Annotated in this window: 22 protein-coding genes; 18 read left to right on the top strand and 4 right to left on the bottom strand. The window is 69.1% G+C overall.

The window, feature by feature from the left end:
* The first annotated feature begins 34 nt into the window (after positions 1–34).
* From VFA06_RS19375 to VFA06_RS19390, 4 genes are all read left to right on the top strand, one after another.
* Positions 35–754, top strand: coding sequence for an AraC family transcriptional regulator (locus VFA06_RS19375; protein ID WP_324842042.1), 720 nt, complete (start codon positions 35–37; stop codon positions 752–754).
* The gene (locus VFA06_RS19380; RefSeq protein ID WP_324842043.1) at positions 751–960 is read left to right on the top strand and encodes a hypothetical protein; all 210 of its coding nucleotides are present in this window, start codon (positions 751–753) and stop codon (positions 958–960) included. Before VFA06_RS19375 ends, VFA06_RS19380 begins: the two co-directional genes overlap by 4 nt.
* 68 nt (positions 961–1,028) lie before the next feature.
* Positions 1,029–1,880 (top strand): DUF72 domain-containing protein, encoded by an 852-nt coding sequence (locus VFA06_RS19385; protein ID WP_324842044.1) that lies wholly within the window; start codon positions 1,029–1,031, stop codon positions 1,878–1,880.
* A 29-nt stretch (positions 1,881–1,909) separates the two neighbouring features.
* The gene (locus VFA06_RS19390) at positions 1,910–2,431 is read left to right on the top strand and encodes a pyridoxamine 5'-phosphate oxidase family protein (RefSeq protein WP_324842045.1); all 522 of its coding nucleotides are present in this window, start codon (positions 1,910–1,912) and stop codon (positions 2,429–2,431) included.
* Between the two features lie 103 nt (positions 2,432–2,534).
* On the opposite strand, the gene VFA06_RS19395 is transcribed toward VFA06_RS19390, so the two are convergent.
* On the bottom strand, positions 2,535–2,963 hold the full coding sequence (locus tag VFA06_RS19395) for a hypothetical protein (protein ID WP_324842046.1): 429 nt from the start codon (positions 2,961–2,963) through the stop codon (positions 2,535–2,537).
* A gap of 289 nt (positions 2,964–3,252) precedes the next feature.
* Here VFA06_RS19395 and VFA06_RS19400 point away from each other — a divergent pair, with 289 nt between their 5' ends.
* From VFA06_RS19400 to VFA06_RS19410, 3 genes are all read left to right on the top strand, one after another.
* Complete coding sequence (locus VFA06_RS19400; RefSeq protein ID WP_324842048.1) at positions 3,253–4,857, top strand: arabinogalactan endo-1,4-beta-galactosidase; 1,605 nt, start codon at positions 3,253–3,255, stop codon at positions 4,855–4,857.
* A gap of 285 nt (positions 4,858–5,142) precedes the next feature.
* The gene (locus VFA06_RS19405) at positions 5,143–6,537 is read left to right on the top strand and encodes a B12-binding domain-containing radical SAM protein (RefSeq protein WP_324842049.1); all 1,395 of its coding nucleotides are present in this window, start codon (positions 5,143–5,145) and stop codon (positions 6,535–6,537) included.
* A 260-nt stretch (positions 6,538–6,797) separates the two neighbouring features.
* A complete protein-coding gene (locus VFA06_RS19410) occupies positions 6,798–7,001 on the top strand; it encodes a cold-shock protein (protein ID WP_324842050.1) in 204 nt (67 codons plus the stop codon).
* A gap of 80 nt (positions 7,002–7,081) precedes the next feature.
* Here the strand turns inward: VFA06_RS19410 and VFA06_RS19415 are convergent, their stop codons facing one another.
* Entirely contained in the window at positions 7,082–7,600 is a 519-nt protein-coding gene (locus tag VFA06_RS19415; RefSeq protein WP_324842051.1) for a CGNR zinc finger domain-containing protein, read from the bottom strand.
* Between the two features lie 58 nt (positions 7,601–7,658).
* Between VFA06_RS19415 and VFA06_RS19420 the strand changes: the two genes are divergently transcribed.
* From VFA06_RS19420 to VFA06_RS19435, 4 genes are all read left to right on the top strand, one after another.
* Positions 7,659–8,318: a hypothetical protein gene (locus VFA06_RS19420; protein WP_324842052.1), complete on the top strand. Its 660-nt coding sequence runs from the start codon at positions 7,659–7,661 to the stop codon at positions 8,316–8,318.
* 109 nt (positions 8,319–8,427) lie between these two features.
* Positions 8,428–9,057, top strand: a complete 630-nt coding sequence (locus VFA06_RS19425; protein ID WP_324842053.1) for a D-alanyl-D-alanine carboxypeptidase family protein — start codon at positions 8,428–8,430, stop codon at positions 9,055–9,057.
* A gap of 8 nt (positions 9,058–9,065) precedes the next feature.
* On the top strand, positions 9,066–11,093 hold the full coding sequence (locus VFA06_RS19430; RefSeq protein ID WP_324842054.1) for a sensor histidine kinase: 2,028 nt from the start codon (positions 9,066–9,068) through the stop codon (positions 11,091–11,093).
* A gap of 5 nt (positions 11,094–11,098) precedes the next feature.
* A complete protein-coding gene (locus tag VFA06_RS19435) occupies positions 11,099–11,788 on the top strand; it encodes a response regulator transcription factor (protein WP_324842055.1) in 690 nt (229 codons plus the stop codon).
* Positions 11,789–12,306: 518 nt separating this feature from the next.
* Here the strand turns inward: VFA06_RS19435 and msrA are convergent.
* Complete coding sequence (gene msrA / locus VFA06_RS19440) at positions 12,307–12,993, bottom strand: peptide-methionine (S)-S-oxide reductase MsrA (RefSeq protein ID WP_324842056.1); 687 nt, start codon at positions 12,991–12,993, stop codon at positions 12,307–12,309.
* 149 nt (positions 12,994–13,142) lie between these two features.
* Between msrA and VFA06_RS19445 the strand changes: the two genes are divergently transcribed.
* The 3 genes from VFA06_RS19445 (at position 13,143) to VFA06_RS19455 (ending at position 16,687) form a co-directional block, all read left to right on the top strand.
* A complete protein-coding gene (locus VFA06_RS19445) occupies positions 13,143–13,379 on the top strand; it encodes a hypothetical protein (RefSeq protein WP_324842057.1) in 237 nt (78 codons plus the stop codon).
* Positions 13,380–13,422: 43 nt separating this feature from the next.
* Positions 13,423–14,679 (top strand): cystathionine gamma-synthase, encoded by a 1,257-nt coding sequence (locus tag VFA06_RS19450; protein WP_324842058.1) that lies wholly within the window; start codon positions 13,423–13,425, stop codon positions 14,677–14,679.
* A gap of 88 nt (positions 14,680–14,767) precedes the next feature.
* Positions 14,768–16,687: an RIO1 family regulatory kinase/ATPase gene (locus VFA06_RS19455; RefSeq protein ID WP_324842059.1), complete on the top strand. Its 1,920-nt coding sequence runs from the start codon at positions 14,768–14,770 to the stop codon at positions 16,685–16,687.
* Positions 16,688–16,780: 93 nt separating this feature from the next.
* Here the strand turns inward: VFA06_RS19455 and VFA06_RS19460 are convergent, their stop codons facing one another.
* Positions 16,781–18,124, bottom strand: coding sequence for a polysaccharide biosynthesis protein (locus tag VFA06_RS19460; RefSeq protein WP_324842060.1), 1,344 nt, complete (start codon positions 18,122–18,124; stop codon positions 16,781–16,783).
* A 201-nt stretch (positions 18,125–18,325) separates the two neighbouring features.
* On the opposite strand from VFA06_RS19460, the gene VFA06_RS19465 reads away from it, so the two are divergent.
* Genes VFA06_RS19465 through VFA06_RS19480 form a run of 4 tightly spaced genes read left to right on the top strand, consistent with a single transcriptional unit; the run spans position 18,326 to position 23,869 of the window.
* The gene (locus VFA06_RS19465; protein WP_324842061.1) at positions 18,326–19,978 is read left to right on the top strand and encodes a glycosyltransferase family 2 protein; all 1,653 of its coding nucleotides are present in this window, start codon (positions 18,326–18,328) and stop codon (positions 19,976–19,978) included.
* The gene (locus VFA06_RS19470) at positions 19,975–21,009 is read left to right on the top strand and encodes a glycoside hydrolase family 26 protein (RefSeq protein ID WP_324842062.1); all 1,035 of its coding nucleotides are present in this window, start codon (positions 19,975–19,977) and stop codon (positions 21,007–21,009) included. Before VFA06_RS19465 ends, VFA06_RS19470 begins: the two co-directional genes overlap by 4 nt.
* The gene (locus VFA06_RS19475) at positions 21,006–23,174 is read left to right on the top strand and encodes an ArnT family glycosyltransferase (protein ID WP_324842063.1); all 2,169 of its coding nucleotides are present in this window, start codon (positions 21,006–21,008) and stop codon (positions 23,172–23,174) included. Before VFA06_RS19470 ends, VFA06_RS19475 begins: the two co-directional genes overlap by 4 nt.
* Positions 23,159–23,869 (top strand): class I SAM-dependent methyltransferase, encoded by a 711-nt coding sequence (locus tag VFA06_RS19480; RefSeq protein WP_324842064.1) that lies wholly within the window; start codon positions 23,159–23,161, stop codon positions 23,867–23,869. Before VFA06_RS19475 ends, VFA06_RS19480 begins: the two co-directional genes overlap by 16 nt.
* The last annotated feature ends 18 nt before the right edge of the window (positions 23,870–23,887 follow it).

Here is a 23,887-nt window from a genome sequence, read left to right on the forward strand (position 1 = left end):
GCGCGTCGGCCCAGCCGCGGCGCACAGTGAGGACATGCACTCCGCAGCGGACCCCGGACAGAGCGCCTTCGTGCGCTTCGTGGACACGCTGACCGCGCACCTCGACGACCACGACGCGCGCGGTGAAGACCTGGCCGCACGCGTGCATCCCTCTCGCTTCCACTTCGATCGGATCGTGGGCGCGGTGTGCGGCGAGACCCCCGCGCGCTTCCGGCGCCGAGTCCTGCTCAAACGCGCGGCGTATCGGCTGATGATCAGCCGGCTGAGCGTCCTGGAAGTCGCGATCGAGGCTGGCTACTCCTCGCACGAGGCGTTCACGCGGGCCTTTCAGCGCGCGTACGGCGTGTCCCCGTCGGCCTGGCGCTGCGCACCGCGCCGCTTCCAGCTGCCGACCCCGAACGGAGTGCACTTCCATCCGCCCGGCAGTCTCCGGCTGCCCGCACGAACGAAGGTGACCGCGATGGACCTGCTCACCAGGATGGTCGAACACCACGTCTGGCTGATCGGCCAGATGATCGACAAGGCCGCGCAGCTGCCCGAAGCCGTCCTCGATGAGCGGATCGAGGTCTCCGTGGACGACGACGAGCAGACCCTGCGCTCGCTGCTGTCCCGACTGATCGGCTCGATGGACGGAACCGCGAAGGCGCGAACCAGCCCTACGACTGGTCGCTGGAGCAGCACGAATCGATCGACGCGATGCGTGCCCGCCTCGGCCGCGTCGCTCCCGCCTTCCTCTCCGAGGTACGCGACGTGATCAACGGCGGAAGGCTCGACGAGACCTTCGTCGACGCCCTGCGCGATCCGGCCGAGGTGTTCACGTACGGTGGCATGATCGCGCACGTGCTCACGTTCGCCGCGCACAACCGGACTCTGGTCGTCCTCGCGCTGAAGAAAGCCGGCCTCGACGATCTCGGCTGGGGCGACCCGATGAAGTGGGTCGCCGAACCCACCGCCGTCTGACGCCGGTCAAACCCGCTGAGCCTGGTCCTCTTCGCACCCTGCGATCGCGCAGTAGGTAGGCTCGAAACATGAAACTCCACGTCGGCTGCGCGATGTGGACGCACGTAGCCTGGCAAGGCCGCGAGCTGCCGCAACCGCTGCCGCCCCGCGACCGGCTACGCGCATACGCGAGGTGGTGCAACGCGGTCGAGGGCAACACGACGTTCTACGCGACGCCGTCGGTCGAGACGGTCAGATCGTGGGCCGAGCAGACCGCTCCAGACTTCCGGTTCCTGCTCAAGCTGCCGCGCCCGATCACGCACGAGCGCCGCCTCGCCGACGTCGCCGAACCGCTGCGTGCTTTCCTCACCGCGATCGAACCGCTCGGCCCGCGCACCCATGCGCTATGGGTGCAACTGCCTCCGTCATTCACCCCCGGCGACCTCGACGCGCTCGCCGGCTTCCTGCGCAGGCTGCCGGGCAGATATCGCTACGCGGTCGAGGTCAGGCATCGTGCGTTCTTCGAGGATCCGCGCTGGGAGCAGCGCCTCGAACAGGTCCTCGGCGAGGTCGGCGCCGAGTGGGTGACGTTCGATACGACGGTTCTGTACGAGACCCCGCCGAGCACTGACATGGAGCGGGAGGCATGGATGAAGAAGCCGCGCCTCCCGCGGCGGCAGCGCGCACTCACCGACCAGCCGATCGTGCGCTATATCGGCCGCGACGACGAGGAACTGACGGTCGCCGGCTGGCAGCCGTGGCTCGACACGGTCGTCGACTGGCTGCGCGAGGGCCGCTCTCCGACAGTCTTCATCCACACGCCGGACAACGACGCCGCGCTCACCCTGGCGCGCCGCTTCCATGCCGACGTCAGAGCGCGTCTGCCCGAGGTCGAGCCGCTGCCGGAGGCGATTCCCGCCGCGCCGCCGACCCTGTTCTGAATCGGCGTGCGGGCGTCTAATGATGAAACATGACCGATCTGGATCCGTCGGAGACCACGAACCTCGACCGCTGCGGCTCCGCCGCGCTGGAGTGGAACCGCGCGAAGGCCGCGATGGCCCTGGGCGCAACGCCTGAGTTCACGTACTTCCTCGGCACCTGCCGGCCGGACGGCACACCCCACGCGGCCGGCGTCGGCGCGCAGTGGATGGACGGCGACCTGTACTTCACCAGCAACTTGGCGACCCGCAAGTCCCGCGACCTGGCAGCTAACCCGCGATGCACGATCTCGGTGCGGTTGCCGGGCATCGACCTGGTACTCGACGGATCGGCGGCCCGCGTGTCCGACGCCGGCGTACTGGACAAGGTCGCGGCCGGATTCCGCGCGGGCGGCTGGCCCGCCGAGGTCGAAGGGGACGCTTTGACCGCGCCGTTCTGCGCCCCAAGCGCCGGGCCGCCGCCGTGGCACGTGTTCGCGTTCAAGTTCCGTAGCGCGGTCGGCGTCGCGACCGCCGAGCCGTACGGCGCGACCCGCTGGCGTTTCGACCGCTGACCGTCGATCGCTGACGGTCGACCGCGGTGCCTGCTCTCGGACGGTCATGAACAGAGCGCGCGCACTCCGCATCCGCGCTGCGACGCCCCAGGCTTCCGCCGACTCAGTGCCGCCGCGCAGAACGTCGCGCCGGAGCGCGGACAGGCGTCTCGGCGGGCACCGCTGCTGGACGCGGACGCGGCGCGTAAGCAGGTGCCTCTTCCGGCTCGTCATAGGCAGGCGCCGGCGGCGCCGTCCGCGGCCTGAACCGTAGGTCCGCACGTGCCGCCCGCATGGGCACTTCCATGATCAGCTCATCGCAGGCGGCAGTGGATGCCTCGTCGAGGCACTCGGGGGCGAACGCCGACTCGCAGTTCAGACACAGGACAAACTCGCCTGTCGTGAATCCGAGCGGCACGAAGAATACGTGCGCCGCGCTCTCCCAGATGCGGTGCTGGTACTGCTGCTCGGCGTTGCAGTAGAGACAGAAGAACGTGCCGGTCGCCTTCAAATGCACGGCGACCGGCTTCCCGCCGACGAACGCGAATGACATCGAGCCCCCTCCGATTCGCAGATCGCGCAGCTGCGCGATGGCCGGAGGCTAGCAGGAGCTCGGAGATCGTCTCGGCGCGAGCCCGCCGCGGCTGGCTGGTACTGCGCCGGAGCACCCGGCCTCGTGGGTCGCTCGGGTGCGGGCAATATTGGGAGCGTTCACGGAATCGTGATGCGCAAGATCCCCAGCTGCATCTCGACTATGGCGCACGCCGGTGGTATCACTTGCGTCCGGGGTTGTGAACGATCCCAACGACGGGAGTCGGCTGACCCGCAAGGGGAGTGGTGTGATGAAGTTACGATCATGGACGCGGCGGCTCGGTGTGGGCGCCGTCGCCCTGGCGCTCGGCGCGTTTCCGGTCGCGGCGCATGCACAGGCCGCGGCCGATGGCCCAGAGCAGGGCAGTGGCGCGGTGGTCAACCCGGCCTTCAACCTCGATGGAAGCGCGACCGTCACGCCCACCGGCTGGACGGCCACCGGTACGGCCGGCGCGTCGTTCGTCGAGGCGACGGATTACGGCTACAACGGCGACCCGTATCAGCTCACGCACTGGTCGTCATCGGCCTACCAAGTCACCACCTGGCAGCGCGTCACCGGCCTGCGCAACGGTGACTACACGCTCGGCGTCTGGGTGAAATCGGGCGGCGGTGACACGGCGAACTACATCGAACTGCAGTCAGGGCCGAACAGCGAGCGGACCGCCGTGCCGGTGATCTCCGACGGCAGCTGGCTCTACATCGTCACCTCCGCGCGGGTCACCGGGCACGAGGCCGTCATCCGCCTGGTGTCCGACAGCGCGGCCGGTGACTGGACCAACTACGGCCTGGTCACCCTCACTCCGGGCCACGCCTCGCTGCCGATCCGCGGCGGCGATGTGTCGAGCCTGGTGCGCGGTGAGCAACTCGGCGGCGTCTACTACACCGCGTCGGGGCGGCAGCAGGACGCGCTGCGCATCCTCGGCGATGCCGGAATGAACTACGTGCGGTTGCGTGTATGGGTCAACCCGGCGGACGGCTTCAACGACGAACAGCAGCTCCTGGCCGGCGCCCGCGAGGCGAGGTCGCATCACATGAAGCTGTTCCTCGACTTCCACTACTCCGACACCTGGGCCGACCCGGGCCACCAGAGCACCCCGGCCGCGTGGGCGAACGAATCGCTCAGCCAGCTTGAGGCGCAGATCTACAGCTACTCGGCCAAGGTTGTCAGCGACCTGGTTCGCCAGGGCACGCCGCCGGACATGGTGCAGACCGGCAACGAGGTGAACGGCGGCTTCCTGTGGCCGACCGGCCTGGACTACGGCTCGAGCACCGCCTGGCCCACGTTCGGCGCCCTGCTCAAGTCGGCGATCGCCGGAGTCAAGTCGGCTGACCCGCGCACGAAGATCGCACTGCACATCGCCAACGCGGCCGACTGGGGCGGCGTGCAGTGGTTCTACGACAACGCGCAGGCCCAAGGCGTGCCCTTCGACGTGATCGCCCTGTCGTACTACTCCTACTGGCACGGCTACCTCGACGAGCTGCAGTCGACCCTCGACCAGACCGCCGCGCGCTACGGCAAGCCCATCGTGCTGGCCGAGACGGCGTACCCGTGGACCCTGGAGAGCGGGGACCCGACCGCGACGTTGAGCTTCAGCACCGCGAGCGAGCTGGAGACCGGCTACCCGGCGACTCCGGCCGGCCAGGCGGCGATGTTCCGCGACACGCTCAGCATCGTGCAGGCGGTGCCCGGCGGACTCGGCCTCGGCGCGTTCTACTGGGAGCCGACCTGGACCGTGGTCAAGGGCAACGGCTGGGATCCCACCGACCCGAACTCGGGCGACGGCTGGGAGAACCAGGCGATGTTCGACTACAGCGACACCGCCCTGCCGGTGATCTCCGACTACGCCCCGCGCTAATCGAGACGAACCGAAGCCAGCGGGACCACGCTCTCAACCTGTTGCTCCCGGCCGCATCCGGGAGCAACGGGTTGCTCTCCGCTCGGGGCTAACCTGCCGACTCACCGACCCACCCTCCCGCCGACTCACCCTCCCGCCGACTCACCCTCCCGCCGACCCGCCGACGAGCCGATTGTGAGGGTTCTGTGATGGCGGCGTGGAGGAAATGTGCCGGATCGGTGCAGGTCCTGTGCAGAATCCAGCACTGATATACCGTCCGGGACACGGCCGCCGTAGCGTCCGAATATGCGCGTCACCATGATTCTTCCGGCCCTGACCGAGGCGACGAGCCCGCTGTTCCGGCCGGTGAAGTACTCGCTGTTTCCGCCACTCGGGTTGGCCACGCTGGCGGGCTACCTCGCCCCCGATGACGAGGTGACCCTTATCGACGAGCACGTCGAGCGGATCGACCTGAGCACGATAGAGACCCCTGACTTACTCGTCCTGCAGCCCTATATCACTTCGGCGCGCCGGTCATACGAGATCGCGGACGCGTTCCGGGCTCGTGGCGCGCACGTCGCGATGGGCGGACTGCACGTCACCTCGTTGCCGGAAGAAGCTGCAGCACACGCCGACACCGTGTTCACCGGTCCGGGCGAGCACGCCTGGCCCACCTTCCTGGAGGACCTGCGTGAGAAGCATCCCAAGGCCCGTTACGACGCCAAGACGCGCACGCTCGCCGGTCTGCCGCCGGTTCGCAGGGATCTCATCAAACGTCACCTTTATCTCGTGCCGAACTCGATCGTCGTCTCGCGCGGCTGCCCGCACCATTGCGACTTTTGCTACAAAGACGCGTTCTTCGCAGGTGGAAAGTCGTTCTACACGCAAGCCGTGGACGACGCCCTCGCCGAGATCGAGCGTCTGCCGGGTCGGCATTTGTACTTCCTTGACGACCACATCTTCGGCAACCGCCGATTCGCCGAGGCCCTGTTCGACGGGATGAAGGGCATGGGGCGCCTCTGGCAGGCGGCGGCGACCGTGGACTCGGTGCTCAGTCCCGGACTGCTGGAGAAGGCGGCCGAGTCGGGCCTGCGGTCGCTGTTCGTCGGCTTCGAGTCGGTCAACGGCCGGAGCCTGGCCGAACGCCGCAAGACCCAAAACCTCGGTCGCGACTACGGAGCGGCGGTGCGCCGGCTGCACGCGAACGGCGTGATGGTGAACGCGAGTTTCGTGTTCGGGATGGACGGCGACGACGAGACGGTGTTCGACCGCACGGTGCAGTGGGCGATCGAGCAAGGCATCGAGACCGCGACCTTCCACATCATGACGCCCTACCCAGGCACCGGGCTGTTCCGCCAGATTGAGTCGGAGAACCGCCTGCTGCACCGGGATTGGGACCTGTACGACACACGCCACGTGGTCTACAAGCCGTGGCACATGAGCCCCACGCAACTCGAGGATGGATATTGGCGCGCGTACCGCGAGTTCTACCGCTGGAACTCGATCCGGCGCGGCGCCATGGTCCACGAGCGGGGTCGCGACCGGCTGCGCCACATCGCGTACGCGGGCGGATGGAAGAAACTCGAGCCGGCCTGGGACGTGATCATCCGCGGCAGGCAGATCGCGCACGCGCTACCCGTCCTCGAACACGTGCTCGCGGCTTTCGGCGGCCGGGTGAACACGGCTAGGCCGGCCAGCTGAATCGCCGGGCGCACCTCGCGGCCGCCGACGTGGCTGTGTGCTCCGGCGACACCGACCGGTACCTCGTGCGGCCTTGCAGCTTTCACGGTCCGCCGCTGGTCAGAGCCTGTTTCGAGCGGCCGGATAACCCGATTTGCCGCGTAGGCAGCGCCCAGCGCACCGTTCGGCTAGGGTTGTCCAGGTATGGAGTGGGAAACGCAGCGCGGGCTTGCATGGTTTCAGGTCCGGGGCGTGCGCTCCATGAAGGAGAGTTCACGAGTATGGCAACTGGCACTGTGAAGTGGTTCAACGCGGAGAAGGGCTTCGGGTTCATCGAGCAGGACGGGGGCGGCCCCGACGTGTTCGCCCACTACTCTGCGATCGCCACCCAGGGCTACCGCGAACTGAAAGAGGGACAGGCCGTCAGCTTCGAGGTGACCCAGGGCCAGAAGGGCCCGCAGGCCGCCAACATCCTGCCGCTGTAGTCTGAGGTTACGAGAGTCGTCGGGGCCGCCGGAGTCGTTCCGGCGGCCCCGACGCATTGCGTCCCGGAAGGACCGGCTCTTCAGGAGTCCTTAGCCGCCCGGGCCCGGTAGGCCGCGACCGTGGTCCGGCTCGCGCACGCGTTGGAGCAGAAGCGGCGCGTGCGGTTCCGGGACTGGTCCACGAAGTAGTTACCGCACCCGGCCGCCGCGCACCGCCCCAGCGTCACCGCGGGATCCCCGGCCGCGACCAGGGCGAGCTTGGCGGCGATCAGCTGGCCGAGCCAGCGCTTGGCCGCGGTGCCGTTGCGGCTGAAGTGAATGTGATACCCGCCGAGACCGTCGTGGTCGGACAGGTGCATTTCCGGCGGGTAGTCCCGCAACAAGCGGTGCACGGCATCGGGCTCGGCGCCGTCGACCAATTGCGCCAGGGCCGTGCGCACCAGGTCCGGCAACTCGCCGAAATCGCCGTCCGGCGGCGGCGTGATCTCGTGTTCCAGGAAGAACGCGGCGACCAGCTCACCGCGCTGGTCGAGGGTGCCGGTGTTGGCCAGCTCGACGGCCAGCCGCGTCACGTTCCCGATGTAGTCACCGTATTGCACTTGACCGCCTACATTCCCGCTTTCTACTGTAGGCGCCATGATACCTGACGACGCCTACGTGGCCCGCTGCCTGCACCTTCTCGGAGAGTGGGATGCCGCCCTCGCGGTCTTGAAGCCGGACGCCGATCCCGAACTGCGCGCCGAGATCCTGGTCGACCGGTGGTTCTTCCAGATGGACCGCCTTGAGGAGGCCGAGGAAGCCGTAGCGGCGCTCGATCGCTCGTCGCCAACCGCGCAACTGCTCGCCGCGCGCCTGGCCTACAGCCGCCTGCTGTTCCGCCGCGACCTCCGAGCCGACGACCGCGCCGTGGCAGAGGCCGGCTATCGCGCGGCGGTTGAGAGCGGTGACGAGAAACTGCGGGGCTGGGCCAATTTCCACTGGGGCGTGCTGCTGGACCTCATCGACAAGGACGAGGCTCGTGCACTGCCGCTTTACGAAGCAGCGCTCGAGATCGCGGTGAAGACCGGCGACGGCTATCTCGAGTCCTACGTCATCCGGCACTTGTCGCAGCACAAGGAGCCCGCTGAACGGATCCCCATGCTGCGCCGCTCGCTCCACCTGCGCGCCTCGTTCGGCGCCCGGCCCCAGACCCTGGCCGCGCAGGCCGCCCTCGCCTACAACCTCCCCGAGGACGACCCCGAGCGCGCCGTGCTCATGGAGACGTTCCGCGCCGGCGCGGAGGAACTGCGCATCGGCTGGCTGCTATCCAGCGAGTGATCCGTCGAGCGGTTGGGCCGCCAGCTATCGGGGTCTGGGAGATTGTGACCTTCGAAGATGAGTACGGGCACTCAGGCCTGAGCCGTGATCATCATGCGAGCTTGTTCGCATGGCTCTTATATCGCCGTGCTCGAGTCGGCCGACACGCCGCCGCGACCGGCTTTATCGGCTGATCACGCGCCTGCTCGCGGTCGCGTTGCTGCCGGCGGCCTTCGTCGCGGCACCGCGCCGTGCGCGGCACGTGGCCTGCCAGTGGGCGCTCGCGGCGCGATTCCCGGCCGAGAATCTGGACGGCTTGACCCCCGCCACCCGGGCCGCGTTCGAGGCCGCGCGCACGGAGGCCTTGTGGCGCTACGGCGTGCTGATCGGGCTGACCGACGGGTACCGCGACGCGCACGCCCAGGCGCAGTTGTTCGCCGAGACGGTGCGCCGTACCGGTTCGCTCTCGCTCGCATTGCAGTGGACCCTGCCGCCGCACGAGTCGCGCCATGTCATGGGCACCGCTCTGGATGTGCGGCCGATCGAGGGCGCTCGTTGGTTGGATCGTTATGGCTCCCGTCACCAGTTGTATCAGGTCTATGACAACGAGTGGTGGCACTTCGAGTACCGGCCGGACGGCCGACCGCCCCGCCTTCCGCATCCGAGCGCATCGGTGGCGTCGGTCGCATCAGTGGCGTCGGTCGCGCCGATCCCGTTGATCGCGGCCAGCCTGTGCGCAGTTCCCGAGGATCAGCCATGATCTCGGGCATGGACGCACCGACCGCCCAGCCGTCGCCCGCCGTTGTCGCCGCGCCGGCGTCGCGGTGGTTGCCGACCGCGCTGGCTGGCGTAGCTGGATGCCTGCTCCTCGTCGTGGCCACATCGCCTCCGGCCGTCGCGGGGCTGCCGCCCTTCCTCGACACGCCCATCGACAACGGCAACGGCGGCCCTTCGAACCTGCGCGACTGGCTGTTCCTGCTGGTTCCAGTGGTGGCGACAGCGCTCGGGCTGACTCTTCTGCGCTGGTGGCCGTACCTCCTCGCGGCGGCGGCGCTGATGGTCGTGCCGGGCGTCGTGATGGAGTGGGATTTCACTGGCGCCTACCCGTGGGTCCTCGCGCTGCTGCCGCCCGCCGGGTACGCCCTGGCGATCATCGCGCTGCTGGCTTGTGCCCAGGGACTTACCCGCACCGCGGTGGGCTGGGGTGCTTGCGTCGCGGCGCTGACTCTGGGCTCCCGCTTGGTCGGCGCCGCGATGACGGACGGGGTCGGCTGGCTGCTATCGGGGCATGAGCCGGCTGCTTGGCACAGCGTGCTTGTCGGGGTCAGTCTCGCCGGGCTCGTTCCCGCGGTGTGGTTTCACCGGCGAGGTGACTCGGCCGCGGCCTCGCCTGCTGACAGCCGATCGTGGCGGCGCGTCCGGTTGGTCGTGGCCGGAACGTTGGCGGCGTCCGTGTCGATCCCGCTGTCGTTTCTGACCACTCAAAGCCTGGCGAACTTGCTCGGGGTCACGTGGTCCGCGGTCGCTCGGCACGGCTTTGCGCAGACCGCGGTCATCGGCGCGATCACGCTCGTGACCGTGACGCTGCTTGCGATGCTCGCGGGGCTCTGGCCGCTTGCCGGGGCGATAACCGCCGCAGTGGCGCAGATGGCCGTGATCGCGCCGGCCATCCTCACGATCACCGCGCTCAGTTACAACGATCCGCTGCGCTGGCTGGCGACGCTCGCGGGGGCCGCGCTCGGGGCGACCGTCGCGGGCAGCAGGCTGCGCGTTCCGCTCGCCGCCACGCTCGCGATACTCGCCGCGATGGCGCTGTTCATCGCGTACGGCGCGACCACCGGAAACCCGGAAAAGCTGGCAGACCAGCGCATTGTGATTCCTTCGGTGCTGATTCTCGTCCTTAGCGCCTCCGCCTCCGGTGCGGTCATCGGTGCCGCGGCCCCAGCTTTGGCCAGCCGTGGAGCGCTGCCGGCCGTGGTCGGCCCACTGGCCGGCACGCTCGCCATCGGCGGACTTCAGACCATCCAGGTCACCTACCTGAAAGACGGCGAACCGGAGCCCTCCATCCTCAGCCCGGCTGTGCACCTGACCACGTCAGGCGTCCTGATGCTGGTGGCCGGTGCGTCCATAGGCGGCCTAGGCTTCGCGCAACTGCTGGCCGCCCGCCGCGCGGAGCGCAAACACGCCGAGCAGATCAGGCGGGAGGCGGCCGCCGCCGAGCGAGACCGGCTGGGCCGCTCGATCCACGACGGCGTGCTGCAGGTGCTGGCCCTCGTGCAGCGGCAAGGCTCCGAACTCGGCGCCGAGGGCAGCGAGTTGGCCGCGCTCGCCGGCGAACAGGAGGTGGCGCTGCGCGGCCTGCTGGCCGGGGCAGCGAGCACGGACTCCGGCGCGGCCGAGGACTTGCGTGGGCTGGTGCAGGCGTTGGCCGCCCCCGACGTCGAGGTCGCCACTCCGGCGCAGGCCGTGGAACTGCCGTCTGTCATCGCTGCGGAGGTGGTCGCGGCGGTGCGTGCCGCCCTGGACAACGTACGCAAGCACGCCGGCGCCGACGCTCGCGCCTGGATCCTGCTCGAGGACGAACAGGACGGAGTCCGGGTCACGATCCGCGACGACGGCGTCGGATTCCCGCCCGAGCGCCCGGGCGAGGCGGCCGCGGCTGGACGGTTAGGGATCGCACAGTCGATGCGCGGACGGATCGCCGACTGCGGCGGCACGACGACCATCGAAAGCCAACTGGGCGAAGGCACCGAGGTGGAGTTCTGGATACCCCGCGCACGTCAGGCGAGAAGGTGAAAGCAATGGTCTCGGACGAGGACGGCGGGCCGACGACGCCGGTGCGCGTGATGGTGGTCGACGACCATCCCATCTGGGGGAACGCGGTCGCCCGAGATCTAGCCGAGGCGGGATATGACGTGACGGCTGTGGTCGGCGAGGGTATACAGGCGATCCGCGTCGCGCCGGCCGCCCGACCTGACGTCGTCGTTCTCGATCTCCAGCTGCCGGATCTGTCCGGAGTGGAGGTCGTGCGCAGGTTGATCGCCACTGACCCGGCGATTCGTGTGCTGATGCTCTCGGCCAGCGGCGAGCAGCAGGACGTGCTCGACGCGCTGAAGGCAGGCGCCCTCGGATACCTGGTGAAATCCGCGAAGCCAGCAGAGCTGATCGAAGCGGTCGCACGCACTGCCGCAGGCGACCCGGTCTTCACGGTCGGCCTAGCGGGCCTCGTGCTCGGCGAATACCGTCGCCTGGCCGCCGCCCCCAACGCGCCCGTCGACACGCCCCGCCTCACCGACCGCGAGACCGAGGTGCTGCGGCTCGTCGCCAAAGGCCTGTCATACCGGCAGATCGCCGAACGGCTCGTCGTATCGCACCGGACCGTGCAAAACCACGTGCAGAACATCCTCGGCAAGCTGCAGCTGCATAACCGGGTCGAACTGACTCGCTACGCCATCGAGCAGGGACTCGACTCGCCGGGTTCGTCAACGTAGCGGGACGTAGCGCGCTGCGGGTTGCTCAGCGGCCGAGAGCAACCCGCAGCGTGGATGGCGAGGATCCGTGGCGGTTACTCAGCCTTGGCCAAGCCGACGGGACAGGCGACACCGTTGAGCGGCCATCCTTACTTCGTGCTGCTGCCAATGGACCTGTCGGCTTCGTAAAGATGGGCAGTGGGATTGATGCCCGAGCCTCGTAGATCGCCGAGGTCCGATACGGATGCGGTCGCTCGTATGGGCGATTGTTGCCTCGGCTGGGGCCGTGGGTTGTGCAGTTGGCTGGCGCCGTGGGTTTGTCAGCGTCGCCCGGCCCCGCAGCGACGCGAGGAGCCAGGCGGTGGCGTCGCCGCGGAGCGGAGGGCGGGCGGGTGGGCCTCAGTACCGGCGGATGCCGGCTAGCGCGCGCGGACTGGCGAGCGTCAGCGAGCCGGGAGCACGCGCGTCACCAACCGCAGCCCTCAAATGGAAACCGACCCGGCGGGACCGGGGCGGGAACAGCGGGTTGGAATTGATGTTCAGCTGGCGGTCGTCGCTGTGCCGTCGGTGGTGATGAGGCCGACGGGACAGGCCACACCAGTACCGCCGAGGCCGCAGTAGCCGTCCGGGTTCTTGGCGTCCGAGAGGTACTGCTGGTGGTAGTCCTCGGCGTAGTAGAACTCGGTGGCGGGCTCGATGGCGGTCGTGATGCGGCCGTGGCCGGCGGCGGTGAGGACCTGCTGGTAGGCGGCGCGGCTGGCCTCGGCGGCCGTGCGCTGGTCCTCGGTGAAGTACTGGATCAGCGAGCGGTACTGGGTACCGACGTCGTTGCCCTGGCGGTTGCCCTGCGTCGGGTCGTGGGACTCCCAGAACAGCTTGAGCAGCGACTCGTACGAGACCACTTTCGGGTCGTAGACGACGCGGACGACCTCGGCGTGGCCGGTGGCGCCGGAGCAGACCTCTTCGTACGTGGGGTTCGGGGTGCTGCCGCCCGCGTAGCCGACCGCGGTCGAGTACACGTCGTCGTGCCACCAGAACTTGCGCTCGGCGCCCCAGAAGCAGCCGAGGCCGAAGACCGCCTGCTCGTAGCCTTCGGGCAGCTCCTCGATCGGGGTGCCGAGGACCGTGTGCTTGCCGGCCAGGTGGAACGGGCGGGACGACCTGCCGGGGAGCGCCTCGCCGGGGCCGGGAAGGCGGTCCTTGAACGGGTTGGTGAAGCGGAACACGGCCGGGGGCCTCCTTTATTGACTGTCTGGTTAACGTCCGGGACGCCGCCTGGATTCCGCCCGATGGCGCTTCCGAGTGCGAGGGGCGGGTGCTCGGGCGAGGATGGGGTACCGGGGGATCTTCCAGCTTGGAGAGGCGAGGAGCTGTGATGATCTGGAGTGCCGGGGACGGGGTGGTACGGCTCGCGGCGGCGGGGCCGCGGGCGCGCGGGACGCTGGAGCAGGCGTTGCCGGGTGAGTGGGCCGCGCTCGTGCTGACGCTCGTCGCGATCGCGTTGGTCGGCGCCGGGATACTGGTGGCGACCTGCCTGGGGCACGAGCGGGTGGTCACGCGGCGGCGGGCCCGGCGTTCGGCCCGGGGCGGTTCCACCCGGATGGTGGCCTGAGTGGCGGTGCGCGATCGCGCGGACGGTCCAATAGCCTGGCGGCATGACTGAGTCGAAACATGACGCGGATCAACCGGCCGGCCGGGAAAACCTGGCCCGCCGGGATCACGGCGAGCGCAGCGGGCACGACAGCTACGGCGAGCACGCCGGGTCCGACGAGCGGCTGGGCTTCTCGTCGCTGGCCATCCACGCGGGACAGGAGCCGGACCCGCTGACCGGTGCGGTCGTTCCGCCGATCTACCAGGTCTCCACCTACAAGCAGGACGGCGTCGGCGGCCTGCGCGGCGGCTACGAATACTCCCGCTCGGCGAACCCGACCCGGACCGCGCTGGAGGAGTGCCTGGCCGCGATCGAGGGCGGCACGCGCGGACTGGCGTTCGCGTCCGGGTTGGCGGCGGAGGACTGCCTGCTGCGGACGGTCGTGGCGCCGGGGGACCACGTCGTGATCCCGAACGACGCCTACGGCGGCACCTACCGGCTGTTTTCGAAGGTCTACGAGCGGTGGGGCGTGCAGTGGACCGCGGTCGACCTCGGCGACCTCGACGCGGTGCGGGCGGCCGTGCGGCGTGGGCGCACGCGGGCGGTGTGGATTGAGACCCCGTCGAACCCGCTGCTCGGAGTTTCGGACATCGCCGCGCTCGCGGGCATCGCGCGGGAGGCCGGGGCGTTGCTCGTCGTGGACAACACGTTCGCCACTCCTTATCTACAGCAGCCGCTCGCGCTCGGCGCGGATGTGGTCGTGCACTCCACGACGAAGTACATCGGCGGGCACTCGGACGTGGTCGGCGGCGCGCTCGTGGTGGCTGACGCCGGGCTGGGGGAGCGGTTGGCGTTCCACCAGAACTCGCTGGGAGCGGTCGCGGGGCCGTTTGACGCCTGGCTCACGCTGCGGGGAATCAAGACCTTGGCAGTACGGATGGACCGGCATTGTCAGAACGCTGCAGCGGTCGCCGAGATGCTGGCGGCGCACCCGAAGGTGAGCGAGGTGCGCTACCCGGGCCTGCCCGGGCATCAGGGCCATGAGATCGCGGTGAAGCAGATGCGGGCCTTTGGCGGCATGGTCTCCTTCCGGCACGCCGACGGCGAGGAGGCGGCGGTCGAGATGTGCGGCCGCACCCGGCTGTTCACCCTCGGCGAATCGCTGGGCGGCGTCGAGTCGCTGATCGAGCATCCCGGCCGGATGACGCACATGTCGGCCGCGGGCTCGCCGCTGGAGGTGCCGGCCGACCTGGTCCGGCTGTCCGTGGGCATCGAGGACCGCGCCGACCTGCTCGCGGACCTCGCGCAGGCGCTCGGCTGATACGCGGGCGGACCTGCAAAATCACGGTCCGAACACGGCGGGATCAAGCCTTGTGGCGCCCGCCGTGTTCTGGTGTACAGTGCCGCGCGTGGTGGGGATTTCCGCAATCGAGCAGGGCGCCTTCGTCGCCGACCGCTACCGCGTGGTCGAGCGGCTGACCCGCTTCGCCGTCGCCGACAGCACGCTGACCGGCGTTGAATACGAGTACTGGCTCGCGCTGGACGAGACGCGCGGCGTCGAGGTCTGGCTTCAGGTCGCGGCCGCTCGCGACACCTACGCCTCCGGAGCGGACCTGGCCGGCGTGGTCTCCACGCTGCGCAGGCTGAATCACCCGGCGCTGCCGGTGGTGCTGGACTTCGGCGAGATCGAGGTCGAAGTCGAGGTCGAGGCTGAGGCTGAGCAGGGAGCTGAGGCTGAGGGCGTCGAGGCTGAGGCGGCGGGCGAGGGCGCGCGGGAGATCGCGGATGCGGTGGTCGAGCGCGTCGGATACGTGGTCTTGGAGCCGGTGGAGGCGGAGAGCCTGGCCACCGTGCTGCTGCGCGGCGCGCTGACCGAAGCGGAGATCCTCGAGGTGCTCGTCGGGATCGCCGACGTGCTCAAGGTGCTGCACGAGGTGCAGATCGTCCACGGGCATCTGTCCGCTTATTCGTTCCTGCTCGCCGAAAACGGCGTGCTGCTGATCGACCTGGCCGCGGCCGCCGCGCTCGAAGTCGCCGCGCAGAGCGAGCTGACCAGCGCCGCCGACGTCTACGCGCTGGCCTGGCTGGCTTGCATCGCGCTCGCCGGCGTCGAGGCCGTGGAGGCGGAGTTCGGGGTCGGATTCGACGCGGCTTCGAGCCCTGAGAGTGCGGCCGCGCCGCAGTTGCTGACGATTGACCTGGTGGAGCGGCGGCGCGCGTGGGCCGAGGCGAACTTGGTGGCGACCTATGGGCTGCGTGCACAGCTCGCGGCGCTGCTGGTCGCTGCGCTCGGCGAGGCCGGTGCGCGCCCGACGGTCGGCGAACTGATTGCCGCGCTACGGGTTCGGGAGAACGCCGCCGAAGTGGCAGCGGTGGAGGAAGAGGGAGAGGCCGCGGCGGTCGTCGAGGCGGCAGCGGCCGCGGTCGTCGCGGGGGCGATAGTTGCGGCCGCGGAGGTGGGAGCGGCAGAGGCCGAGGCGGCGCAGACGGCGGAAGTAGTAGAAGAGGCCGAAGTCGTCTCAGCGGCGGAAGAGGTCGGATACGCCGAGGTCGTCGAGGAAAGCGCGGCAGCCGGAGAGCTTGTCGGCGCGGGCGTCGCGGTCGGGGTCGCAGCCGAGGCGATCGGCGGGAGCGGCGGTGGAAATCGCGGACGCGGCGGATCCGGCCGGGCCGGGGCGAGCGCACTGGCCTCCGCGCCACTGACACCGACCGCCTCACCGTCCGGCCGGCACGGCTCGCCACCGCAGCGACCTAAATCAGCGCTCTATGTCGCCATCACGATCGTCGTGCTCGTCGTCGGCGCGATCGTCTGGGGATGCAGCGCGGGCGGCTCGTCGCCGTCAGCGAAACCGACCGGCTCGCCGTCCACGGCCGGGCAGGCCACCGGTGGACAGGGCGGGTCCGGCGCTTCGCCGAGCGCCACCTCGAGTCAGGCGGGCGGAGTCGGGACCACGCCGGGGGCGAGTTCGGCCGCATCACCGACTCAGGGATCGAATTCGGCGAGCCCAGGGGCCGGCGGCGGCGTGACCGCGGCGCCCAGCTACTCGGTCACTCCTCTTGCCACCGCCCCGGCCAGCCCCGGCCAGGCGCTGCAGCAGATCCAGCAGACCGTCTCGCAGGCCGAAGCCGCCGGCCAGATTCCGCAGCAGGCACAGGGCCCGCTGAATCAGGCGGTGGGCACCATCCAGCAGGAGATCGGCTCCAAGTCCTCGGTGCAGCCGGGCGTCAGCCAACTGCAGTCCGCGCTGAACCAGAGCGGTGTACCGGCCGGATTCCGGCAGCAGATCAACCAGCTGATTCCATACCTGTCCATGGGGCAGGGAAGCTAGCGGCGGGTCTTGGACGAAGTGGTCGGGCGGTGGGCTTGAGGCCTGCCGCCTGACCCTTTGCCTTTGTCGGGATGGCGACTCGGTCGCGGCTTACTAAGCGGCCCAGCGGCGCAGGGCGTCGAGTAGACGGTCGTGAGCCCGGCTCGCCGCGCCCCGCGCCGTGGCGAGCTGGATCGAGCGCTGCAGCGCGGGCTTGGGCACGTCTCGCAGAGTACTGTCGAGCAGCGCCAGGGACAGCGCCTCGAACGGGCCGCGCAAATCCGCCGAGTCCTCGGACTTCTCGCAGGTTTCTTCGAGCACTGCGAGCGCCTCCAGCGCGGCGGCGTCGTCGCTCGGCGCGCGCAGCTCGAAGGCGTCGGTGTCCGTACAGTCTCCGGGCACCACAGAGGCCGCCTCGAAGGCGTTGATGAGGGGACTGAGACACCCGGCCGTGCGCGGATCGTAGAGGCCCGGGAAGGCCTCCGGCTCGTATCCGCTTTCGTACCCTGCGATGTAAATCGGCGAGCTGGAGCGGGTTTCCACGATCATGCCGATCGCCAGGTCCAGCAGGTTGACCGGCCAGTCCAGATTGCGCAGTGCGTGCATTCGCACCACGCCGCGCCGCGGGCTCAGTCCCGAGGCGAGCAGCAGCTGCGCCGATTCGAGCGCGGATTGCGCGTAGAAGTCGATTTCGGCGCTGTGCAGGCGGATCACGCCGGCCTTGCACCAGTTGCGCAGCCGGTCGGCGATGATCGAGTTGTCCACGACGTGCGTGAACCGCGCGGCCGTGATCAGCAGCTGCGACCCCGCGGCGGCGCGCGCCATGAGCCATTCCGCGATGCGCTTGGATTCGGCGTAAATGTCCGGGGAGTAAGGCCGCAGCGCCTTTCCGGTCGATGCGCACACCACGTGCTGCACCCCGTGCTCTGCGGCCGCGTCCAGGAGGTTGCGGGTTCCGAAGATGTTCGTGGTCACCGTTCGGTGCACTTCGACCTCGGCGCGGCCCGGTTCCCGCTGGGCCGCCACGTGGAACACCAAGTCGGGCTTGAGCTCGGCGAAAAGCTCTGATATCGCGGTTCGATCCCGTATGTCCGCTTCGCGATACTCTGCGCCTGGCGGCAGCCGCCAGGGCTGCACCGTGCCGCGGCTCACGCTCACCAGCCGGCCCGGGCCGAGCGCCGCGAGCTGCTCCATCAGCATCGAACCGATACAGCCGGTGCCCCCGGTGACCAGCACCGTGCGCCCGACCAGCCATTGCGTCGTCGCGTCCCGCGGCAGGCAGATCCCGCGCTCGCGTATCGCTTGGAAGCGCTGGTACTCGGCGAGAGCGTCGGGGCGCGCGGCCACGAGGCGTGCGGTCAGCTCCGAGAGCAGCCTCACCTCTGACTGGTCAAGTTTCACCCGCCCCTGCGGGATCGCCGCGCGCATGCCGTCGAGAATGGATGCGGCGCTTTCCATGCGACCCCTTACATACGAGCGGCGGTGCTTGAACCCCGCCGACCGTGGAGGTCGCCACGCTGCGGCCGGGGTGATTGGGGATTCTATCCACCGGTAGCGCACGAACTTCAAGAGATCCTCATGAAAAGTGGGCTGAAAGTTACCTGTACCGCACACGCTGTTGTGCGGCGCGCGATAGGGGATAGCATTGCCGGGCTCGTGATGGTTCGACCTCTGGTCCAGGAGGGGTGGCTCGACGTGACCGACGTCGTCGAGGGCGCTCGCATCGAACGGATGCCGCAGCACGCCGCCTCGGCCGGGACCAGCCGGATACCCCGGGTCGGACGCCCTCCGGCGCCCAACCCGTCGCTGCCGCAGCCCCCTGACGACGTGGAGAAATACTCGTACGTCAAGCGCAGGGCGATGCTGCTGATCTGGGCCTCGGTGATCAGCTTCGGCTTCCTGATCTACAGCCAGGTGCGGATGATCGAGGTCTCCGCCTGGTTCTGGGCCTACCTGCCCTTCCTGGCCTTCACCATCGCCTATTTCGTGGTCTCCCTCGTGGTCAACGCGGCCGCCAAGGACTTCGACCTGGCCGCGCACCAAGCCGTCGTCGACAGCTGGCGTCCGGCGGTCTATCCCTCGGTGGACGTGCTGCTGCCGGTGTGCGGCGAGCCGGTCGAGGTGTTGCGCAACACATGGACCCACGTCGCGTTGATGGCCGCGCATTATCGTGGCGAAGTCAACGTGTACGTACTGGACGATTCGGACAGCCCGCAGTTGCGCCGCATGGCTCAAGAATTCGGTTATGTATATGCGGGACGCTCTAACCGCGGCTGGTACAAGAAGGCCGGGAACCTGCTCTACGGCTACCGAATATCGCGCGGCGAATTCATCCTGCTGCTCGACGCCGACTTCGCGCCGCGGCCGGACATGCTGGACGAGACGTTGCCGCACATGCAGGACCCGACCGTCGGGATCGTGCAGACGCCGCAGTTCTTCCGGGTGCTCGACTCGCAAAACTGGCTGGAGCGCGGTGCGGGAGCGGTGCAGGAGCTCTTCTACCGCTCCGTGCAGACCTCGCTCTCCCGCTACGACGGCGCCATCTGCGTGGGCACCTGCGCGGTCTACCGGCGCGCCGCCCTCGACGACAACGGCGGCATGACCCTGATCGAGCACTCCGAGGACGTGCACACCGGATTCGACCTCTACCTGCGCGGCTGGCGGCTGAAGTACCTGCCGATCGCGCTGTCCACCGGCGTGTGCCCGGACAACCTGGCCGCCTACGTGAACCAGCAGTACCGCTGGTGCTCCGGGAACATGAGCATGCTCGGCAGCCGCAAGTTCTGGCACGCCAAGCTGCCGTTCCGGGTCCGGCTGAGCTATTTGTCCGGGTTCTTCTATTACGTGCACACGGCCCTGATGACGTTCGTGCTGCCGATCGTGCCGATCGCGCTGCTGATCGGCCTGCCGCAGGACTTGCAGATCACGAACCTGATCTACGTGGTGCCCGGCCTCATCTACGCCGGGGTGATCTTCCCGCTGTGGCATCGGGCGCCGTACCGGCTGGAGGCGTATGCCTGCCGGATGGTCTACGGTTGGGCGCACGTCTTCACGATCTGGGACGTGCTGCGCAACAACCGGATGGGCTGGCAGCCCTCCGGCTCGTCCTCGAAGAAGCAGGGGCGCAACAAGCGGTTCTGGATCGGGATGATCGGCTGGACCGCGGTCACCGCCGCCGTGTGGGTCGGCCTGTGCCTGTGGCGGATGTACACGATGGATCCGTTCAACTTCATGGTGCTCCTCGCCTCAGGGCTCTTCTACGCGGCCACCGCCGCACGCGTGCTGGCCCGACCGAATCCCGCCGCGGCATGATCCGCCGGCGCCGGGTCCCGGTCCCGCTGCTCGCGCTGTGCCTCGCCGTGGGCTTGAGTTCCGGCTGCTCGGTGGTGCGCGACGCCGCGACGTGGAAGATGACCCCGTCCGCGGGCCCCGCCGCGGCAGGCGCGAGCGCGGGAACCTCCGCCGCGCCGAACCTGACCCAGCCCGCGTTCGACGTCAAGCCGCTGATCAAGCCGGCGCACAAGTACATCGGCCTCGAGATGCCGGGCGCGCCCTCGTCGATCGCCCCGGCCGAGCAGTTCGCCTCCTGGGTGGGCAAGAAGCCGAACCTGCTCGGCGCGTACGTCGGCTGGAACACCGGCCTGGACACCCAGGCGGTCAAGAACGCGTGGGCGTACGGCGCGCTCTACTTCCAGGTCTGGGAGCCGTTCGGGGTCACCATGCAGCAGATCGCGGCGGGCGCCTCAGACGACTACGTCAGCCGGTTCGCCGCCTCGGTGCGCTCGCTGAACCTGCCGATCGCGCTGAGCTTCGGGCACGAGATGAACGGCGACTGGTACCCCTGGGGCACCAAGCAGACCGCCCCCGCCGACTTCGTGGCTGCCTGGCGACACGTGCACGACCTGTTCACCAAGGTCGGCGCGACCAACGTCATCTGGATCTGGGACCCCAACGACATCTATCCGGTGCCCAACATCCAACTACAGCCGCTCTACCCGGGAGACCAGTACGTGGACTGGATCGGCGTGACCGGATACTGGACGGTCAACGGCCCGCACACCTATTCCTCGCTGTTCCTGCCGACGCTGCTGGACATCCGCAAGTTCACCGCCAAGCCGTTCATCATCGCCGAGACCGGCGTCCAGGCCGGGTCCAACCAGGTCGCCTCAGTCAACGCCTTGTTCAACGCCGTGGCCACGCACGACGACATACTCGGCTTCGTCTGGTACGACTACAACCGCCAGGGCGACTGGCGGCTGGAGAACCGGCCCACGGTGCAGGCCGCGTTCAGATCGGACGTGGCGGCCAGCGAATTCGGCTTCAACGTGGGCGCCGCCCGATGAGCAGCACGATGAACGATGGCGGCCGCACGCCGGGCACCGACCGGCAGGAGCCAGGTACGCCGGATCGGACCGCGCAGGAGCGCCGCGACCTGCTATACGAGCTGTTCCAGTCACACAAAACGCTGGATCGGCTCAGCGAGCGCACGCCGGAATCCGCCGAAGCAGGGTTCGAAGAGCTGGACGGGGAACCCGAGTTCACGGTCGTCTATCCGACCGGCGGGGTCCGGATACCCGGACAGGTCGTCCCGGACGCCGCCACTCCGCCCGACCTGCTGATCGCCCCGGACGCGATGGCGGTGCTGTCCGAACCCGTCGCACCGCCCCGATCGAACGCCCCGGACGCGCCCCCGGCCGAGGCTGAGGAATCGGACACACTGCCGGTGGCGCTGCCCCGACAGGCTCCGCCTCCAGACCAGGCGCCGCAGCCTCTGCCGACCGAGCCCGACTCTCCCGGCGCACAGCAGGCCCCTTCGGTCAACAGGCCCGCGCCCAAGCGGTTCGGGGACAAGGTCTCCTGGCGCGACACGGTCCCGTTCGAGGAGACCGGCATCCTGATCCGCCCGGCCGACTGGTCGACGGACCGGATCGAGACCGCGCTGATCAACGTCGGCGCACTGCGCGAGGCCGAGCGCAAGGCGGACGCCTCGCTGGCGGGCAAGCGCCGCACCGGCCTCTCCCGGCTGATCCCGACGCCGCGCCGCGGACTGCTGCTCGCCATCCTCTTCGTCCAGGCCTTCCTCTCGCTGCGCAACAACAACACGGCGTTCGAAGACGAGGCGCTGTACCTCTACTCGGGTCACCTCGAACTCGCGCATCTGCTCAACGGCCAGCCCATCGACAACTTCGCCGCCTACTTCTCCGGCGCCCCGGTGCTCTACCCGATCGTCGGAGCGATCGCCGACCAGATCGGCGGGGTGTTCGCGGCCCGCCTGCTCAGCCTGGCGTTCATGCTCGGCGCTACCTGCCTGGTCTACCTGACCGGGCGTCGGCTGTTCGGCGTGCGCTCGGCGCTGTGCGGCGCGGGGCTGTTCGGCACCACGGCCTCTGCCATCTTCATGGGCGGGTTCGCCACCTATGACGCGCCCTGCGTCTTCCTGCTCGCGCTGGCGGCGTGGATCGTCGTGCGCGGGGCCTTGTCGAGTTGGCCGTATTACGCGCTGGCTGTGGTGCCGATGCTGCTCGCGGTCGGCACGAAGTACGCATCGCTGCTGTTCGTACCGACGATCATCGTGCTGTCCTGCATCACGGCCATCCCCTACCACGGTTGGCGCTGGGCGTTACTGCGTCCGATATCGCTCACCGCCATGATCGGCTCCATGGCGTACGGCGCGTTGAAGCTCGCCGGACCGACGTACGTGCACGGCATCCAGCAGACCACTACGGCGCGAGCACAAGGCGGCACCTCCACACAGACGCTGCTCACCGAGATCGGCAAGTGGGGCGCCCCGGTCTTCGCCGTGGCGGTGGTCGGCGGCCTTTACTACATCTTCCGGCACCGACCAGACGTCGACTCCCGGCTCACCCTCGGCAAGTGGGGCCGCGTGGCGCTGGTCGCGCTGATGCTGGGCACCGCGCTGCTCGCCCCGGCGAACCAGTTGCGCATCCACACCGACGTCGCGCTCCAGAAGCACATCGGCTTCGGCCTGATGTTCGCCGCGCCGCTGGCCGGCTACGGCCTCGTACGGATGGTCGGCGGCCACTTCGGCCGGCTGCAACTGGGCATCGGCGCCGCGGTGGTGGCCTTCGCTTTCGGCATGTCGCAATCGCACATCATGTTCCGCGGCTGGCCGGACGCGACCCGCCTCGTGGCCACGATCAAGCAGTACCAGAAGCCGGGCGCGCACTACCTGGTGGAGATCGACGAGGTGCCGATCTACTACCTGCGCGGCGACACCGACGCCGAGCCCTCCCAGTTCACCTCGACCTTCGCCTTCCTCTACCTCGACTGGCAGGGCCAGTGGCTGACCGGGGACATCGCGTACCAGACGGCGGTCGAACAGGGCTACTTCCAGGTCGTCGCGATTGACGGCACCACCACGCCCGAGGTCGACCAGGCGATCCTCAAGGGCCTGCACTCGCCGATCAGCCCCTATCGAATAGTGTCTGAATACAACGTGCAGACCTCATACGGGCCGACTACCTATCAGGTATGGGTGAAGAAGTAGTGACGCAGACGCCGCCGAGTCCGGCAGGCAGCGGCAGGCGAGCACATCCGTGGTTCGCCAAGTACTACTCGCGGGTCTCGGTGGCGATGGACCGCGGCGGCCTGGCGCAGTACCGCAGGCGGCTGCTGGAAGGGCTCAGCGGCGAGGTCGCCGAGATCGGCCCGGGCAACGGCCTGAACTTCCGGCACTATCCGGTCGAGGTGACCCGGCTCGTCGCGGTAGAGCCGGAGCCGACCCTGCGGGCGAAGGCGCGGCAGGCCGCGGACGAGGTCGCGCGGAGCACTGGGTCATCAGGGAACATCAAGATCGAGGTGATCGGCGGCGTGGCCGAGCGGATGCCGCTCGCCGACGCCTCCTGCGACGCCGTGGTCGTCTCGCTCGTGCTGTGCTCCGTGCCGGATCAGCAGGCTGCTCTCGACGAGGTCCGCCGGGTTCTGCGCCCGGGCGGGGAGTTCCGCTTCATGGAGCACGTGCGCTCGCAGGGCCGCGCGGCGGCGTGGGGGCAGCGTGTGCTCGACGCGACGGTCTGGCCGTTGCTCGGCGCCGGCTGCCACTGCTCGCGGGAAACCGGCGCGGCAGTCTCGGCCGCCGGATTCGAGATCAGCGCGCTGAGCCGGTTCCGCTTCCCGCCGCGGCTCTACTTGCCGGATCCGACCGCGTCGCACGTGCTCGGCCTCGCACGCAAGCCGGCGTAGCAGCAGGCTCGGCGCGCA

This window comes from Actinocrinis sp., assembly GCF_035653575.1.
Lineage (GTDB): Bacteria > Actinomycetota > Actinomycetes > Streptomycetales > Catenulisporaceae > Actinocrinis.